General features: G+C 70.4%; 12 protein-coding genes, 3 tRNA genes and 1 pseudogene. 9 read left to right on the forward strand and 7 right to left on the reverse strand.

All coding sequences use genetic code 11. The features are described from left to right. Nucleotides 1-56: 56 nt before the first annotated feature. On the reverse strand, nucleotides 57-2,639 hold the full coding sequence (locus tag FBF36_RS02245; protein WP_009395732.1) for an ABC transporter permease: 2,583 nt from the start codon (nucleotides 2,637-2,639) through the stop codon (nucleotides 57-59). Between the two features lie 3 nt (nucleotides 2,640-2,642). Beyond that, entirely contained in the window at nucleotides 2,643-3,482 is an 840-nt protein-coding gene (locus FBF36_RS02250; protein WP_009395733.1) for an ABC transporter ATP-binding protein, read from the reverse strand. A 301-nt stretch (nucleotides 3,483-3,783) separates the two neighbouring features. Between FBF36_RS02250 and FBF36_RS02255 the strand changes: the two genes are divergently transcribed. Further along, nucleotides 3,784-4,824: a hypothetical protein gene (locus tag FBF36_RS02255; protein ID WP_138137113.1), complete on the forward strand. Its 1,041-nt coding sequence runs from the start codon at nucleotides 3,784-3,786 to the stop codon at nucleotides 4,822-4,824. An 81-nt stretch (nucleotides 4,825-4,905) separates the two neighbouring features. On the opposite strand, the gene FBF36_RS02260 is transcribed toward FBF36_RS02255, so the two are convergent. Together FBF36_RS02260 and FBF36_RS02265 are read right to left on the reverse strand one after the other, a co-directional pair. After that, nucleotides 4,906-6,228 carry a glycoside hydrolase family 3 N-terminal domain-containing protein gene (locus FBF36_RS02260; RefSeq protein WP_075375787.1) on the reverse strand — a complete coding sequence of 441 codons (1,323 nt, stop codon included), beginning with the start codon at nucleotides 6,226-6,228 and terminating at the stop codon, nucleotides 4,906-4,908. Nucleotides 6,229-6,320: 92 nt separating this feature from the next. Further along, a complete protein-coding gene (locus tag FBF36_RS02265; protein WP_009395737.1) occupies nucleotides 6,321-6,761 on the reverse strand; it encodes a metallopeptidase family protein in 441 nt (146 codons plus the stop codon). A 168-nt stretch (nucleotides 6,762-6,929) separates the two neighbouring features. On the opposite strand from FBF36_RS02265, the gene FBF36_RS02270 reads away from it, so the two are divergent. The 4 genes from FBF36_RS02270 (at nucleotide 6,930) to acs (ending at nucleotide 9,437) form a co-directional block, all read left to right on the forward strand. Continuing rightward, nucleotides 6,930-7,002, forward strand: a tRNA-Glu gene (locus FBF36_RS02270). A 38-nt stretch (nucleotides 7,003-7,040) separates the two neighbouring features. Continuing rightward, a tRNA-Asp gene (locus tag FBF36_RS02275) sits at nucleotides 7,041-7,114 on the forward strand. 47 nt (nucleotides 7,115-7,161) lie between these two features. Next, nucleotides 7,162-7,234, forward strand: a tRNA-Phe gene (locus tag FBF36_RS02280). 274 nt (nucleotides 7,235-7,508) lie between these two features. Continuing rightward, the gene (gene acs, locus FBF36_RS02285; RefSeq protein WP_009395738.1) at nucleotides 7,509-9,437 is read left to right on the forward strand and encodes an acetate--CoA ligase; all 1,929 of its coding nucleotides are present in this window, start codon (nucleotides 7,509-7,511) and stop codon (nucleotides 9,435-9,437) included. A gap of 206 nt (nucleotides 9,438-9,643) precedes the next feature. Here acs and FBF36_RS02295 read toward each other — a convergent pair. Next, nucleotides 9,644-9,778 (reverse strand): annotated as a pseudogene (locus FBF36_RS02295) (PadR family transcriptional regulator); the annotation flags it as partial. Between the two features lie 51 nt (nucleotides 9,779-9,829). On the opposite strand from FBF36_RS02295, the gene FBF36_RS02300 reads away from it, so the two are divergent. The 4 genes from FBF36_RS02300 (at nucleotide 9,830) to FBF36_RS02315 (ending at nucleotide 13,974) form a co-directional block, all read left to right on the forward strand. Beyond that, entirely contained in the window at nucleotides 9,830-11,272 is a 1,443-nt protein-coding gene (locus tag FBF36_RS02300; RefSeq protein ID WP_034492019.1) for a mechanosensitive ion channel family protein, read from the forward strand. Between the two features lie 100 nt (nucleotides 11,273-11,372). Beyond that, nucleotides 11,373-11,843, forward strand: a complete 471-nt coding sequence (gene msrB, locus FBF36_RS02305) for a peptide-methionine (R)-S-oxide reductase MsrB (protein ID WP_009395742.1) — start codon at nucleotides 11,373-11,375, stop codon at nucleotides 11,841-11,843. Continuing rightward, nucleotides 11,840-12,811: an endonuclease/exonuclease/phosphatase family protein gene (locus FBF36_RS02310; RefSeq protein WP_009395743.1), complete on the forward strand. Its 972-nt coding sequence runs from the start codon at nucleotides 11,840-11,842 to the stop codon at nucleotides 12,809-12,811. The genes msrB and FBF36_RS02310 overlap by 4 nt, the downstream gene beginning before the upstream one ends. A gap of 116 nt (nucleotides 12,812-12,927) precedes the next feature. Continuing rightward, nucleotides 12,928-13,974, forward strand: coding sequence for an AEC family transporter (locus FBF36_RS02315; protein WP_138137115.1), 1,047 nt, complete (start codon nucleotides 12,928-12,930; stop codon nucleotides 13,972-13,974). A gap of 24 nt (nucleotides 13,975-13,998) precedes the next feature. On the opposite strand, the gene FBF36_RS02320 is transcribed toward FBF36_RS02315, so the two are convergent. Together FBF36_RS02320 and FBF36_RS02325 are read right to left on the reverse strand one after the other, a co-directional pair. Beyond that, nucleotides 13,999-14,940, reverse strand: coding sequence for a carbohydrate kinase family protein (locus FBF36_RS02320; RefSeq protein WP_009395745.1), 942 nt, complete (start codon nucleotides 14,938-14,940; stop codon nucleotides 13,999-14,001). A gap of 471 nt (nucleotides 14,941-15,411) precedes the next feature. After that, nucleotides 15,412-15,762: an exodeoxyribonuclease VII small subunit gene (locus tag FBF36_RS02325; protein WP_225792439.1), complete on the reverse strand. Its 351-nt coding sequence runs from the start codon at nucleotides 15,760-15,762 to the stop codon at nucleotides 15,412-15,414. Nucleotides 15,763-15,947: the final 185 nt, after the last annotated feature.

The following is a 15,947-nucleotide window of genomic DNA, read 5'->3' on the forward strand; positions in this document are numbered from 1 at the left end:
GATCACTCGGCTCACTCGGCTCACTCGGCTCACTCGGCTCACTCGGCTCACTCGGCTCACTCGGTGGCGATGGCGTCCAGGACGGGGATCCGGGAGGCGCGCAGCGCCGGCCACAGGGCCGCGATGACGCCGACCACCACGGAGAGCACGAGCATGCCCACCATCTGGCCCCAGGGGATGCTCAGGGTCGTGAGCCCCTGCTCCTCCAGGACCTCCTTGAGGGCGGCGGCCAGGACCACCCCGGTCGCTCCGCCCAGCACGGTGCCGTACAGGGAGGTGAGGACCGACTCGGTGATGATCTCCCCGGACAGCTGGGCCTTGCCCAGGCCGACGGCGCGCATGAGCCCGATCTCCCGAGTGCGCTCCGAGACCGAGAGCACCAGTGTGTTGACGATGCCCAGAATGGCGATGGCGATGCTCAGCCCCAGCAGGCCGTAGAGGACGGCGAGCATCTGGTTGATCTGCTGACCGACCTGGTCGGAGATCTCGTCGGCGTCGCGCACCGAGTACTGGTAGGTGTCGGCCACGATGTCGCGGGCCTTGCCCCGCACCGTGTCGAGGTCGGTGCCCTCGTCCAGGGTCAGGAGCATGCCCAGCGGCGAGTCCAGGACGTGGGCCGGGTCCGTGCTGGTGCCCGGCGAGCTCCAGGAGCCCACCGACGCCGCCAGCTCGGGGGAGATGTAGTAGTTGCCGCCGGTTCCCTTCGGGTCGACGATGGCGCCGACCGTGGCCTGAACCGACCCGTAGGGACCGGTGATGGCGACCTTGTCCCCCAGCTTGAGGCCCTCGTCCTTCTTCGCGGCCACGTGGGTGGCGTCCAGATCCTTCATCGACCCGGCGCTCGTGGAGACGTCGTAGGCCTTGGAGTAGGTGTCGGGTTCGACGACGATGACGGTGGCGGTGGGGTTCTGGCTGCCGTCGGGCTTGGTGACGGAGTCGGCGTAGATGGAGTAGGAGGAGGTCTCCTTGACGCCGTCGATCGCGGCGATGTCCTTGGTCTTGTCGGCTGAGAGCCGGGTGGTCAGGCTGCCGATGGTGGCGGGCTGGACCACGAGGTCGGCCTTGAGGGACTTGTCGATCTCGTCGGCGGTCGAGGCCTGGAAGGAGGCGGCCAGCGTGGCGCCGGCGCACACCAGGGCCATGCCCACCATGAGGGCGCCGGAGGTGTTGGCCGTGCGGCGCGGGTTGTGGACGATGTTGCGCACCGCCAGGCGCCCGGCGGGCCGCAGCAGCCGGAAGGGCAGGCCCAGCACGGCGACCACCGGGCGGGCCAGGGTTGGGGAGACGATGAGCAGTCCCAGAACCGTGCCGCCCGCGCCCAGCCCCATGATGAGGCCGCGCTGCGTCAGGTCCGCGTCCACCCACGCGGCGGCGATCGCGGCCACGCCGGCTGCCAGCAGCAGCCCTCCCAGGATCGTGCGCAGCACCAGCGACTTCTCTCGGGAGCCCGACACGCCGCGCATGGCCTCGACCGGGTGGGTCAGGGCGGCCTCCCGCGCTGGCAGCAGAGCGCCGATGACGGTGACGCCCAGCCCCACCGCCAGCGAGATCGCGATGATCGGCCCGCTCAGGCCCGTGCCCTCCAGCAGCGGCATGCCCGCGGCGTCAAGCATCGCGGACAGCCCGGCCAGGAGCCCCGCGCCCGCGGCCACGCCCAGGGCGGAGCCGACGACGCCGATGACGACCGCCTGCAGGAACACGACGCCGAACACCGAGGCGGGCGAGGCCCCGACGGCCCGCAGGAGGGCGAACTCCTTGACGCGCTGGCGCACGCTCATCGCGAAGGAGTTCATGATGATGAAGGACCCCACGAACATGGCGACGACGACGAAGACCAGCAGGAAGACCTGGATGAAGCCCAGCTGCTCCTCAATGGCCTTGTTCTGCTCCTTGATGACCTCGGCGCGGGTCTGAACCCGGGTGCCATCGGGAAGGATCTTGGTGACCTCGGACTTGACCGTCTCCGCCGAGGCCCCCTTGGCGACGTCGACCGAGATGGACGAGACCTTCCCGTCCGGGGCGGCCAGTGGAAGGAGGTAGTCGGGGTCCATCCCCACGACCGTCGCAGCGGCCATGGAGGACTCGAAGTGGAACTCACCCACCACCTTGACCTCGGTGGGGTGACCCTGGAGGACGATGTGCGTCGTGTCCCCGACCTTGAGGCCGGAGTTCCTCAGGGCTCCCGACTCCAGGGCGATCTCGCTCTCGCCCTGGGGCCTGTGGCCCTGGGCCCAGGTCAAGCCGGGTTCCTTCTCGTACAGCGGTAGGAAGAGCGTGGGTGCTCCCATGTTTGCGACCGGGGCGTCGTTGGCGCCCACGAGGACCCCGCTCGTCTGGACGCCGGGCTTGGCGGTCTCGACGCCGTCGATCTGCTTGATCTGATCGGCCAGGGAGCCGTCGATGGGCTGGGTCGGTGCGGACTGCGACGAGCTGGTGTCGCCGTTGGTGGCGATCTTGGGGCCCTGGACGTACAGGTCCGAGGTGACGGTGGAGGACAGCAGGTTGGAGAAGGTCTCCGACATGGAGGCGCGCAGGGCGAGCGTTCCCGACAGGAAGGCCACCCCGAGCATGACGGCGAAGGTGGTCAGGAAGAACTGCTTGGCGTGGGCGCGTACGGAGCGCCAGGCGACTCGTCTCAAGGCTCAGGCCCCCTTGGCGGCCGAGGCGGCGCCCTGGGCGTCGGCTACGGGGACGGGTTCGGCCTCACTCAGCTCGCGCAGGGCGTCCAGGACCCGGTCGCGGTTGGGCGCGTCCAGCTGGGCGACGACGTGGCCGTCGCGCAGGAAGATGACGGTGTCGGCCCAGGCGGCCGCCTCCGGCTCGTGGGTCACCATGACCACCGACTGCCCCAGGTCGTCGACACTGCGGCGCAGGATCTCCAGGACCTGGTCGGTGGAGTGGGAGTCCAGGTTCCCGGTGGGCTCGTCGGCGAAGACGACCGCCGGCTCGCCCACGAGCGCCCGGGCGCAGGCCACGCGCTGGACCTGACCGCCGGAGAGCTCGGCCGGCCGGTGGGACAGGCGGTCCCTGAGGCCGACGGCGTCGATCACCTGGTCGAAGCGCTGCGGGTTGACCTTCTTGCGGGCGATATCCAGGGGCAGGGTGATGTTCTCCGCCGCCGTGAGGGTGGGGACCAGGTTGAAGGACTGGAAGATGAAGCCGATGCGCTCGCGGCGCAGGCGGGTGAGGCGACGCTGGCTCATGGAGGAGACCATGTCGCCGTCGAGCATGATCTCCCCGGAAGTGATCGAGTCCAGGCCGGCCAGGCAGTGCATGAGCGTGGACTTGCCGGAGCCGGACGGCCCCATGATGGCCGTGAAGCGGGCTCGGGCGATGTCGACGTTGACGGAGTCGAGCGCTGCGACGGCGCCCGAACCACGGCCGTAGACCTTGGTGAGACTGCGTGCGGAGACCACGGGGTCATTCACCGGTCGGTGGGGCGTGAGGATGGAGGGGGCGGCGGCTGGAACGGAGCTACTCATAGGTGCAGTCTGACAGCGGTATGGGATAGGCAAATCCTCCTGACGGAGGACAGGTCCCTGACTGCACGGTCGGTCGACCCTGACCCGAGGTCGGGGACGCCCCTGAGACGAGGGGATGACGGGGCCGCAGCGGCGTGGAGGACGAAGGGTGTCCTCCTTGACCGACCCCCGTTTCTTGAACCTATCGGCCGACTCGTGACTACCATCGGGGTTGATCGGAGCCTGGTGAGGGACCCGGGACGGGTTGGCGACGAGCCCGATCAGTCGAGGTCACTCATACGTTCTCCCGGAAGGGCCCTGCATGGATCCGGTTCAGCTCATGATGGCGGCGCATCAGGCCGATGCGGCGGTCGCCGCGCAGACTCCGGACCAGGCCCTGCAGGCCGCGATCGCGCAGAGCCGGCCCGACCTGTGGGCGCCGCTGTCGACCAACCCGGCGGCCTATCCCGACCTGCTCGGCTGGTTGGCCAGTACCGGGAACGTCGAGGTCCTCGCCAACCTGCGTGCGCGCGGCTACCTGACCGACGACGCAGCGGCCAATGCTGCTGATGCCGCGGGCGCTGAGGGTACCGAGGGCGCCGCGGACGGTGATCCCGCCGCGGAGGCGCAGACCACTCAGGACGCTGCCGACGGGGCTCAGGAGCCGGGCTCCGGGGAGCCGGATGACGAGGCAGGGGACGAGCCGGGCACCGATCCGGCCGCGGAGCCGATAGCAGAGCCGAGCGTGGAGCCGGCCGAGCTCGACGAGGCCGCGGACGTTGATGATGACTCTGGCGAGACTAGTGACGAGCAGGAGACAACAGAGGAACCCGCCGAGCCCGCTGAGGGTACCGAGGGCGCCGTCGTCGCCGAGTCCGCCGGTGAGGGGATCGCCGAGTCCGCCGATGCGGATGAGAGTGCAGAGGGCGCGGAGTCTGCGGCTGAGGCGGCCGCTGGGACCGATGCGGAGGCGCAGACCACTCAGGACGCTGCCGACGAGGCTCAGGAGCCGGGCTCCGGGGAGCCGGATGACGAGGCCGCGGGCGCCGATGACGTTGCCGTCCCGGCCGACGAGGAGCCGAAGGCTGATGAGTCCACTGAGGCTGAGGACGTCGAGCCCGTCGAGCCCGTCAACGATGACACGACCGCCCTCAGCCCCGCATCGCAGTGGCACGAGGTCGACTCGGCCGACACGACTGACGTCACGGCCTCAGCCCAGTCCGCGGCTGCGGCCACCGGCTGGACAGCGGGCTCGGCCGAGTCGGTGGCCCTCCCCGTGCCCCCGCCCCCGTCGGCCGAGGACATCGCCGCCTGGGCCGAGACCCCCAGCGGGTCGCTTCAGGGCACCACCAAGTCCCGCTGAGGCCTGAGCCGGCTCCCCGAGAAACGTGGACGGCCCTCCTGAGCAGGCTGCTCAGGAGGGCCGATGCGCTGTCGGCGCGCTTCAGGACTGAAGGCCGCCCTTGAGGGCCAGCACCCGAGTGGCCGACTCATCGACCCGCGCCGCGAAGGCCGGGTCGGACTGGGCGGCGGCGATGATGGCCTTGACCATGTCCGCGGCCACCGTCGGGTCCGCCGAGGCCAGCACGATGTCGCAGCCGGCCCGGATCGCCTGCACGGCCCGATCACCGGCGGCCACGCCCTGGACCTGGGCGGCGGCGGAGACGTCGTCAGTGATGACCACTCCGGAGAAGCCCATCTCCGTGCGCAGCATCTCGGTGACGATCTTCGAGGAGAACACCGCCGGCGCCGAGGCGTCAATGAGTGTGTAGGTGGCCGAGGAGACCATGATGACCTGCGCGCCGGCGGCGATGGCGTTGGCGAAGACGCCGACCGCGGCGTCGGTGCTGCGGTTCGTGGTGCTGTCGACGACGCCCGCGGAGGTGTCCGTGTTGGCCGTCACCCGCCCCAGGCCCGGGAAGTGCTTGTACGTGGGGATGACCTTCGAGGCCTGCATCCCCTCGGCGAAGGCGCCGGCCTGGGAGGAAACGGTGGCGGCGTCGTGCCCGTACTCGCGCCCCCACTTGCCGATGGGCTCGTTGGTGGTCGGCCGGGGGATGTCGACCAGGTCGACCACCGGGGCCAGGTTCATGTTGACCCCGACGTCGGCCAGCTCCTTGCCCCAGGTGCGCGCCGCGGCCACCAGCTGATCGCGCGACTGGGTCGACTGGTCCATCGCCGAGGGGATCTCGGAGAAGCCCGACCCGGACAGGACCTGGACCTCGCCGCCCTCCTGATCGGTGGCCACGAGCATCGGGGTGCTGCGGGTCGTACCCGGGCCGACCTTGCCGGTGAACGAGGCGATGACCTTCTGGGTCGCCTGGCCGCCCGCCGTGGTGCGGCCGGCGATGAAGATGTTGCCGACATGGTGGGTGTCGACGGCCTCGGTGGAGGAGTCCTTGGGAGCGGTGGCGTCCACCCCGACCATCATGAGCTGGCCGACCTTCTCCTCCAGGCTCCAGCCCGCCAGCGCCCCGTCGCTGGCCGTCGCGGTGGCCGACGCCATCGCGCTCGCGGTGGGCGAGGGGGCGGCGCTGGGCGATGCGGGCGCCGGGGCCTTGGGCTTCGCGCTGGAGGAGGAGCCGCCGGCCGACGAGGATCCGGGGATCAGGGAGCATCCCGCCAGGGAGCCCGCGCCCAGGAAGGCTGCCAGGAGCACCGGCCGTCGACTCACGTGGTGCTGCGGGGACTGGCTGGGGGCGCTGGTGCTGGGGGTCTTCCCGGCGTCCGGAGTCTCAGGCCGATGACGGTCATTCATGCCGGCCACACTAAGACAGGTCCCGGGGCCGACGCGAGGCATGGGCTCGTGCAGGCCGTTTCCCAGGTCCTCGTCCGGCCGGTTCCGCGGTGCTGCCGGCGCTACTCCCAGCCCAGCTCGTGGAGGCGCTCGTCGGGGATGCCGAAGTGGTGGGCCACCTCATGGATGACGGTCACGGTGATCTCCTCCTCCAGCTCCTCGCGGCTGGTGCACCAGCGCTCCAGCGGCCCGCGGAAGATGAGGATGCGGTCGGGCAGCACCATGGACCAGCCCTCGTCGCGCTCGGTGAGGGGGACGCCGTCGTACAGCCCCAGGAGCGTGGGCAGGCCCGAGTCGTCATAGTCGTCCTCGGTGAGCATCTCCGGATCGGGCTCGTCCTGGACGAGGACGACGACGTTGTCGATCGCCTCGGCCAGGTCCGCGGGGATCCTGTCGAGGGCGTCGCCGACGACGTCCTCGAACTCCTGATCCGTCATCCGCCCCGAGGGCTGTTCCCGGGGCTGATGGGGCTGGATCGGCTCCTGCTCGTGCTCGTGGCTCACGGGCTCAGCCTGCCAGACCGCCAGGCTCCGGCTCGACAGTCCTCACGGGCCGGAATCCCGCCGAAAACCGAGCGGTGAGGAGGGTCACGCTCCTGGGATTTGCGCTGTGGAAGACTGTCCCCTTAGTGTTCATCCCGGTTCGAGGCGCGACGACGTCGAAGGCCCCTGGCCCCCATCGTCTAGCGGCCTAGGACCCCGCCCTTTCACGGCGGTAGCACGGGTTCGAATCCCGTTGGGGGTACGGATTCGCACAAGTGAACAACACAGTGAATTCACACTGGCCTCGTGGCGCAGTTGGTTAGCGCGCCGCCCTGTCACGGCGGAGGTCGCGGGTTCAAGTCCCGTCGAGGTCGCGGAAAGGTCGGTCCGATCAGAAATGGTCGGACCGCTTCCATCCCAAGGCTCTGTAGCTCAGTTGGTAGAGCGTTCGACTGAAAATCGAAAGGTCACCGGATCGACGCCGGTCGGAGCCACTGCGAAAGGCCCGGAACCCACAAGGTTCCGGGCCTTCGCTCATTGCTGGGCGGGCGCACACCGGGGCGCGCCAGGTCCCTCCTGCGGGTCGTCTGCGGATCCCTTCGCCGTTTCGGTCACCAAGCAGGCCCTCATGATGGATGATGGTAGCCCACATGTGTGCGCCGCCACGTTCGTGAGCGCCGAGAGCTCCGTACCTCACGCGGCCCGCACGCCACCACACGACCCGCGCCGCGTCACGGCGCCATAACCGTACTACGCAAGGAGGAGGCCATGATCTCAGGAAACGTGCTCCAGCCCCCGGGCGAGCCGATGGCGGAGCCGGAGCAGACCATCCATCCCGACCCCGAGGTCGTCGCGAACGCCTGGGTCGGCGACTGGCGCGCGCTGGAGGAGAGGGCCGCCGCGGACCTGGAGGGTTACTGGGCCGAGCGCGCCGGCGAGCTGGAGTGGTCCAGGCGCTGGGACACGGTGCTCGACGAGTCCGGGGCGCCCTTCTACCGCTGGTTCGTCGGTGCTCGGACGAATATCGTCTCCAACGCCGTCGACCGGCACCTGACCAACTCCCACCGCAACAAGCTCGCCCTCATCTGGGTGGGTGAGGATATCGAGCAGGTGCGTACCTTCTCCTACTTCGACCTGGGCCGGGAGGTCGAGAGGATGGCCAACGTCCTCAGGGCCATGGGCGTGCACAAGGGCGACGTCGTGACGATCTACCTGCCCCGCATCCCCGAGGTCTTCTTCGCCATGCTCGCCTGCGCCAAGCTCGGGGCCATCCACTCGGTGGTCTTCGCCGGCTACTCCTCCGACGCCCTGAGCGCACGCATCGATGACTCGGAGTCCAAGGTCGTCATCACCGCCGACGGCTCGTGGATCAACGGCAAGGTCTTCCCCATGAAGAAGATCGTCGACGACGCGGTGCGCTTCTCGCCCACCGTCCAGAACGTCATCGTCGTGAGCAACACCGGCACCGAGGCGGTCATGGACCCCATCCGCGACCACTGGTACCACGAGCTGTGCAAGCTCCCGATCGCCCAGGGCCGCTGCGAGACCGTGCAGGTCGACGCCGAGGATCCCCTGTTCATCCTCTACACCTCCGGGTCCACCGGCAAGCCCAAGGCGATCCTGCACTCCCACGGCGGCTACCAGGTGGGCACCTATGCCACCCTCCACGACTGCTTCGACGTCCACGACGCCGACCGCTGGTGGTGCACCTCGGACCCGGGCTGGATCACCGGCCACAGCTACCTCGTCTACGGTCCGCTGCTCAACGGCGCCACCGTCTTCATGTACGAGGGAAACCCGACCTACCCCTACCCGGACCGCTGGTGGAACCTCATCGAGCGCTACGGCATCAACGCCTTCTACACCGCCCCCACGGCCATCCGCACACTCATGCGCTTCGGCGAGGCCTGGGTGCGGCGCCACGACCTGTCGAGCCTGCGGCTGCTGGGCAGCGTCGGCGAGCCCCTCAACCCCGAGGCATGGCACTGGTTCCACCACGTCGTGGGTGCCGACCGCTGCCCGATCATCGACACCTGGTGGCAGACCGAGACCGGCATGTTTCAGATCACGACGGTGCCCTCCATGCCCCAGAAGCCCGGCGCTGCGGGCCGGCCGGTGTTCGGCCAGGAGGCGGCCGTCGTCGATGAGGAGGGCCGGGAGGTCCCCGACGGCGTCGAGGGGAACCTCGTCCTCAAGCGTCCCTGGCCCGCGATGATGCGCACTCTCTTCCGTGACCCGCAGCGCTACGTGGACACCTACTGGAGCAAGTACCCGGGCCTGTATCTCACCGGGGACTCGGCCAAGCGCGACGCTGACGGCTGGTTCTGGATCATCGGGCGCACCGACGACATCATCAAGGTCTCCGGCCACCGCCTGGGCACGGCCGAGGTCGAGTCGGCGCTCGTCTCCCACTCCGCGGTGACCGAGGCCGCCGCCGTCGGCCTGCCCCACGAGGTCAAGGGCCACTCCGTCCACGTCGCCGTCGTCCTGGCCACCGGGGTCGAGCCGTCGCGTGAGCTCGAGGCCGAGCTGCGCCAGCACGTGGCGGCGACCCTGTCGCCGATCGCCAAGCCGGAGTCCTTCGTCTTCCTCGAGTCTCTGCCCAAGACCCGGTCGGGCAAGATCCTGCGCCGGGTGCTGCGGGCCCGGGCGCTGGGGCAGGACGAGGGCGACCTGTCCACCCTCGCCGAGGAGTGAGCTCCTCCGCCCAGGCCAGCCCCCGGATCAGGGGCGGTCGGAGCCACTGCGAAGGGCCCGGAACCCACCAGGTTCCGGGCCTTCGCTCATGACTGTCTGAGCTTCGGACCGAGGCTGGGGGCTGGAGTGCCTACCGGCGCCTGCGCTGGTAGGCGTGGCCGGGTAGGGGGCGAACATGTTGTCGAGGAAGGTCTCGATGGTGTCCATCAGTGGGCTCCTCTCGCGAAGCGGTCGATGAGGGTCTTGGTGTCCTCCCACTCGGAGACCTTGGTGGTCAGGTGGGTGGTGCCCTGGGAGGTGAGGCGGTAGTAGGTGCGGGACCTGCCGGAGTCGGCCCCGCCTCCGGCCATTCGTCACAGTCCAGGCACAGCCTGGCTGCTTAAGGTGGCCCCATGCTCGTCGCTGCCACCACCGCTCCCGCGACCCCCAGTGCAGATCCCAGTGCGAATCCTTCGGCCACCCCGCCCCCCACGCCCACCACCGCTCCCACGGGCGTACCACAGGTCAATGTGGACGAGACCGTCAAAGTGGTGACCAAGACGACGAACGACCTGGTCACCATCGCCTGGCAGGCCGGTGTGGGAGTCATCATCGGCCTCGTCGTCGCCTTCGTAGCGGTGGCGATTCTCCGATTCATGGGCAGGCGCCGCCTCCTGTACCGCGAGATCGTGGACTTCGGGCGCCGGCCGATCGTCGCCGTCGGCGCCATGACCGGTGCCTTCCTGGGCTCCCAGATCGCCCTGACCGGACTGCGGCACGCCAAGAGTGACTCCACGACGATGGTCGTCATCGAGCGCGGGGTCACCATCGCCCTCATCTTCTCGGTGACCTGGCTCGTCGTCGCCTTCGCCAAGGCCATCGAGTCCACCGTCGTCAAAGGGGCGCAGGCCGGCGGGAACCAGGGGCACGCCAACCGGGTGACCACCCAGAGCCAGATCATCCGGCGCGTTACCCAGGTGATCATCGTCATCGCCGGGCTCGTCAGCGCCATCATGACCTTCCCCAGCGTCCAGTTCGCCATGGGGTCGCTGCTGGCCTCGGCCGGTCTGGCCTCCGTCATCGCCGGTATGGCCGCCCGCTCCATGCTCGGCAACGTCTTCGCAGGCCTCCAGCTGGCCACCACCGACGCCATCCGCGTGGACGACATCGTCGTCGTCGGCGAGGAGCAGGGAACCATCGAGGAGATCACCCTGACCTACGTGGTCATGCGCACCTGGGACGACCGGCGCCTCATCCTGCCCTCGACCCACTTCACCGAGAACCCCTTCGCCAACTGGACACGCGGAGGCTCCCAGGCCACCGGCTCCTTCACCCTCGACCTGGACTGGCGCGTGCCCATCGCCTCGCTGCGCGCCGAGCTGGCTCGCCTCGTGGCCGCCTCCACCGTCTGGGACGGGCGCCAGGCCTCGCTCGAGGTCTCCGACGCCATCGGCGGCCAGGTCTCCGTGAAGATCGTCCTGACCGGGGACAACCCCGGCGATGTCGGTACCCTCAAGTCCTACGTGCGCGAGGAGCTGGTCACCTGGCTCCAGCGGGAGGCCCCCTACGCCCTGCCGCGTACGCGAGTGGAGGTCGAGCAGGTCGAGGTCACCCAGGACCTCAGCCCCGAGGAGGTGGCCCGAGCGGCCGAGGAGATCGTCGCCGAGCAGAAGGATAGGGACGCCATCGACGCCACGGCCACCGTGGCAAACGAGGCCGATGACGCCGTGACCACGGAGGCCGAGGGCGAGAGCGCGGCCCACGGGCTGGGGGCCCGACGGGCCGTCACCCTGGGGCGGGCCATGGGGCGCTCCCTGCTGCACCGCGCCCGGCGCGGGGGACTGGGACCCAGGTGAGCCGGGCAGCCGCTACGTGGCCGGCGCCCGAGCGGATGGGTGAGTTTTCGATGCGTGAACGCAGGTCCCCCGGCGTCGTCGGGCGGGTGACGATGGATCCATGAGTACCGACATGAGTGGCGCCCCCTCCATGGCGCCCGCCTCCGCGCCCTCCGACCCGGCCATCGACCTGGAGGCCGCCGCGCGCACTGACGCCCAGTGGCGCGCCGCCCTGAGCCCCATGGAGTACCACGTGCTGCGTGAGGCCGGCACCGAGCGGCCCTTCACCGGGGCCCTGCTCGACGAGCACCGTGAGGGCGTCTACCGCTGCCGCGGCTGCGGCGCCGAGCTGTTCCGCTCCACCACCAAGTTCGACTCCCACTGCGGCTGGCCCTCCTTCTACGATCCCTCCGAGTCCGAGGCGGTCACCCTGAGCACTGACACCTCACACGGCATGGTGCGCACCGAGGTCCGCTGCGCCATCTGCGCCAGCCACCTGGGACACGTCTTCGACGACGCCCCCCAGACCCCCACCGGCCAGCGCTACTGTATGAACTCCGTGAGCCTGACCTTCGAGGAGGAACAAGCATGATCCGGGTCCTGAGCCTCAACCTTCAGCACGGTCTGCCCGGCGCCGGGGCCGGGGACGGCAGCGCCTCCACCGGCTCACTGGCCGGCGCCGACATCTCCGACCCCGCCACCGCCCGCGCCGTCATGCGGGCCACGGCCGAGCAGATCGCCGAGCTGGCCCCCGACATCATCGCCCTCCAGGAGGTGGACCTGGGCCAGGCCCGCTCCGGTCGCCTCCACCAGGCGGCCTTCCTGGCCGAGGAGCTGGGCATGCCGACCTGCCGCTTCTCCGCCAGCTACGCCGGGCCGGTGGTGGGACTGCGCCGTCGGCCCCTGCGCACCGCGCTGAGCTCGCCGACCGACGACGTCCTCGGGCCGCTGCGCGCCGCTGTCGGGTCCGGGCCGATCGGCTACGGCAACGCCCTCCTCTCCCGCTTCCCGGTCTCCGGCTGGCACGTCAAGCGCCTGGGGCGCGGGGCCTCCAGCGTGGAGAAGCGCGGCGAGCGGGCCTGGGACCCGCGCTCCTACCACGTGTCCACCGCCTCCCAGCGCATCATGGTGGCCGCCACCCTCGATGTGCCCGAAGGCGCTGGCGGGCCGATCCGCCAGCTGTCGGTCGCCTCCACCCACCTGGCGACCCGCGAGTCCATGGCGGCGCGTCAGCTCGCCGCCGCCTGGGGGGCGCTCGCCGGGCTGCCCGGGCCGCACCTGCTCGTGGGTGACTACAACCTCTCCGCCGAGCATGTCGATGTTCTGGGGCTGGGGCGGACCGTGGGGGAGGGGCTCACCTTCCCGGCATCCGGCCCCAAGCGGCGCATCGATCACGTGCTGACCGACCTGTGGCCCACCGGCCCCGACGGCCTGCCCCTGACCGATGAGGCGGCTGCGGCGGGTGGGAGCCCGCTGCTGCGCGCCGTGGACTGGGGCACGGCCTCCTTCATCATCTCCGACCACGTCGGCACCTGGGTGGACCTCGAGCCGGTCGGCTAACGGGCACTCCTGCCCGCGCCTTCGTACCTTATGCCGCCTGTCCGAGGGGTATGAGGTACGGACGCGCGGGCTAACCTACGAACTCGTAGCGCTGGGGCCTATGAGAGGGGGAGCTCATGGCCGATGTGGTGGCGGGACTGGCCGTCTTCGGCGTGGTCATCGCCGTCGGCTGGTTGCTGGTGCGCACCCGGGCCGTGCCGGCCGACGCCGACGGGGTCCTCACCCGCGTCTGCTTCTTCGCCGCCACCCCGGCCCTGCTCGTGACCACGCTGAGCCGCGCCGACCTGACGTCGGTTCTCTCCCGGTCCACCGCCGTGGCCGTGGCCGCCGAGCTCGCGGCCATCGTCTCGGCCTGGTGCCTCCACCGCCTCGTGCTGCACCGCCCCACCGCCGAGGCCACCATCGGCGCGCTCGCCTCCGGCTACGTCAACGCCGCGAACCTGGGGATCCCGGTGGCCGTCCTCGTCCTGGGGGACGCGGCCACCATCGCCCCGATCCTCCTGCTCCAGCTCCTCGTGCTCACCCCTGTCACCTTCACCGTGCTCGACGCCGTCACCCGCCGCGGCAACCCGTCTCGCCTGGCGACCTTGACCCTCCCGCTGCGCAACCCGCTGCTGTGGGGCGTTGTGGCCGGGACCGCGGCGAACCTGGGTGGGGTGAACCTGACGGAGTGGGGCGGCGGCCACCCGGCCCAGGGCCTGGAGATGCTCGGGCGCGTCGCGGTGCCGCTCATGATGCTGGCCCTGGGCATGAGCCTGGCCGGGGCGCCCCGGCCCCTGCGGAAGCCCGCGCCGGAGGAGCCCGCCCCATCCTCGCAGGGCTTGCCGGTCCGGTTGATCCAGTCAGCCCGGCAGGATCAGGAGTCCCAGGCGGCGGCGTCGACGTCTCATCGTGGTGCGGTCCGGCGCAGCGCCCTGTGGCTGGCCGTGGGCTGGAAGCTCGCCGTCATGCCGGGGCTGGCCGTCGCCATCGGACTGGCGGCGGGACTCAGAGGAACGCAGCTGCTTGTCCCGGTTGTCACCGCCGCCCTGCCCACGGCGCAGAACGTCTTCATGTACGCCTCGCGCTACGGGGCGGCCAAGGACCTGGCCCGTGACGCCGTCCTGCTGACGACGGCCGGATTCGTGCCCGTGGTCCTGCTGGCCGCCGCGATCCTGCGCTGATCGCGGCGGCGCAGGATCATCAGCTCAGGGCAGCTCCTCGCGCGTGGGAGGGTTGGCTCCTGCCCGCGAGACCGTGATGTCGGCGATGGCCGCGGCGTGGCGCACGATCCGCTCCAGGGTCGCGGCGTCCACCGTGTGCAGCGCCTCGCGCCGGTCCGCGCCCACGAGGTCCTCACTCCACAGGGCGTCCTCCAGGCCGCCCATGAAGGAGTCGCCGGCGCCCACCGTGTCCGCCACCACGACGCTCGGGTCGGCGGGCACCTCCAGACGCACCCCCGAGGCGGACAGGGCCAGGGCGCCCTTCTTGCCACGCGTGACCACCACGACGGCCGCGCCCTTCTCCAGCCAGGAGCGCAGCACCGTCTCCAGGTCCGCGTCCTGGCCGTAGAGCCAGGTGATGTCCTCATCGGAGCACTTGACCAGGTCGGACAGACCCACCAGGCGCTCGACGACCCGGCGGGCGTCCTCGGGCTCACCCATGAGCTGGGGGCGGGCATTGGGGTCGTAGGCGATGGTGGAGGTGGCGCGGGTCTCGCGCAGCACCTGCTCCACGGTGGCGGCGCCGGGAGCCAGGATCGCGGCGATCGAACCGGTGTGCACCAGCAGTGGTGCCTGTCCGTTAGTCAGTGCCGGGCGCGGCGGGTTCCAGTCCAGGTCGAAGATGTAGGTGGCGGCGCGGTCCTCACCGATGGTGGCCTGCGCCGTGGAGGTGCGCGCCGCGCCATCGGCACCCTGAGCCAGACGGACCCCGGAGGCCTCCAGGTGGGAGCGCACCGCCTGACCGCGATCATCGGTGCTGATCCAGCAGTGCAGCTCGGTGTCGCGACCCAGGCGTGCCAGCCCCAGGGCGACGTTGGCGGGCGAGCCGCCGGGGATGTCCACGGGCTCCTGCCCGGGGTGGATGACGACATCAACCAGGGCCTCGCCGATGATGAGGGCGGATCCTGGGCGGCCGGGTGCGGTCATGGGTGACTCCTTCGTGCGGGACCGGGGTCCGGTGGCGGTGAGGGGACTCGGGCGGATGAGGAGCGCGGCGGCGCGGCACTGCCCGGGAGTGGCCGGCGCGCTGGTCGATGCGCGCGGCCGGAGGGCGAATGCTCACAGACTACCGATCCGGCGTCGCCCACAGGGCTCGTCTCGCCCAAGAGTGTCCATATCTGCAGTAAAGGCAGCGATGTCGCTTTTGCTGCGAAGAAGAAACCGCATGATTCCGCGGTTCTGCTACTGGCCACAGAGGACCTGAGAGCCCCTTTGCTGCAGATTGGGACATCCATGGCTCCCTCCGGGCTCCTGCTCCGGTTCCCAGTGACGCTCGATGGGTGCACCACCGCCAGCCGGAGCCCCGGTCAACTCGGTCAGTTCGCCGCGCGGGCGGGCCCGCGCGCGGCCTGGACCTGCTGACCCGGGCGGGTCATGCCCTGTCAGCCCCAGGTCCCATCAGTCCTCAGGGTCCTCCTGCGCGACCGCGGCCAGGCGGGCGCGGGCCTCATCGAGCCAGGTCTGGCAGCGCTGGGCCAGGGCCTCGCCGCGCTCCCACAGGGCCAGGGAGTCCTCCAGGGGGACGGAGCCGGCCTCGAGGCGCTGTACGACGGCCACCAGCTCCTCACGGGCCCGCTCGTAGCTGAGCGAGGCCACGTCCTCGTTGGCGCCGGAGGCACCGTTGGCGGAGGGTACCGACGACGCTGAAGACCCTGAGGGCGCTGAGGATGCGGAGTAGGGGCTGTTCTGGGGTGAGTACTCGTCTGGGTACTGGTCGGAGTATGGGCCGGGGTTCATCTCGGAGCTCACTCCTCGATTCTCGCACGGGCCGGGCCACGAGCAGAGCGGGCTGGACGGTCTGAGGGGTGCCCGCAGGGTAAAAGTGTCCACAAGGGACGACTTTGACGGTGCTTCGTCTTAGTGGCGTTCGCATCTGTGCTGGCCAGAGCGTTTTGGTGCGGTGTCGACTGGTTGTGGAGGCTCCAAAGTCGTCC

The sequence above is a fragment of the Actinomyces sp. oral taxon 171 str. F0337 genome (assembly GCF_005696555.1).
In the GTDB taxonomy this organism is placed as follows: domain Bacteria; phylum Actinomycetota; class Actinomycetes; order Actinomycetales; family Actinomycetaceae; genus Actinomyces; species Actinomyces oris_E.

Bases quoted from the DNA above. Each gene is read 5' to 3' on its own strand.
- FBF36_RS02310 (WP_009395743.1), top strand. From the start codon at position 11,840: ATGATCCGGGTCCTGAGCCTCAACCTTCAGCACGGTCTGCCCGGCGCC.
- FBF36_RS02255 (WP_138137113.1), top strand. From the start codon at position 3,784: ATGGATCCGGTTCAGCTCATGATGGCGGCGCATCAGGCCGATGCGGCG.
- FBF36_RS02320 (WP_009395745.1), bottom strand. From the start codon at position 14,940: ATGACCGCACCCGGCCGCCCAGGATCCGCCCTCATCATCGGCGAGGCC.
- FBF36_RS02250 (WP_009395733.1), bottom strand. From the start codon at position 3,482: ATGAGTAGCTCCGTTCCAGCCGCCGCCCCCTCCATCCTCACGCCCCAC.
- FBF36_RS02315 (WP_138137115.1), top strand. From the start codon at position 12,928: ATGGCCGATGTGGTGGCGGGACTGGCCGTCTTCGGCGTGGTCATCGCC.
- FBF36_RS02300 (WP_034492019.1), top strand. From the start codon at position 9,830: ATGCTCGTCGCTGCCACCACCGCTCCCGCGACCCCCAGTGCAGATCCC.
- acs (WP_009395738.1), top strand. From the start codon at position 7,509: ATGATCTCAGGAAACGTGCTCCAGCCCCCGGGCGAGCCGATGGCGGAG.
- msrB (WP_009395742.1), top strand. From the start codon at position 11,373: ATGAGTACCGACATGAGTGGCGCCCCCTCCATGGCGCCCGCCTCCGCG.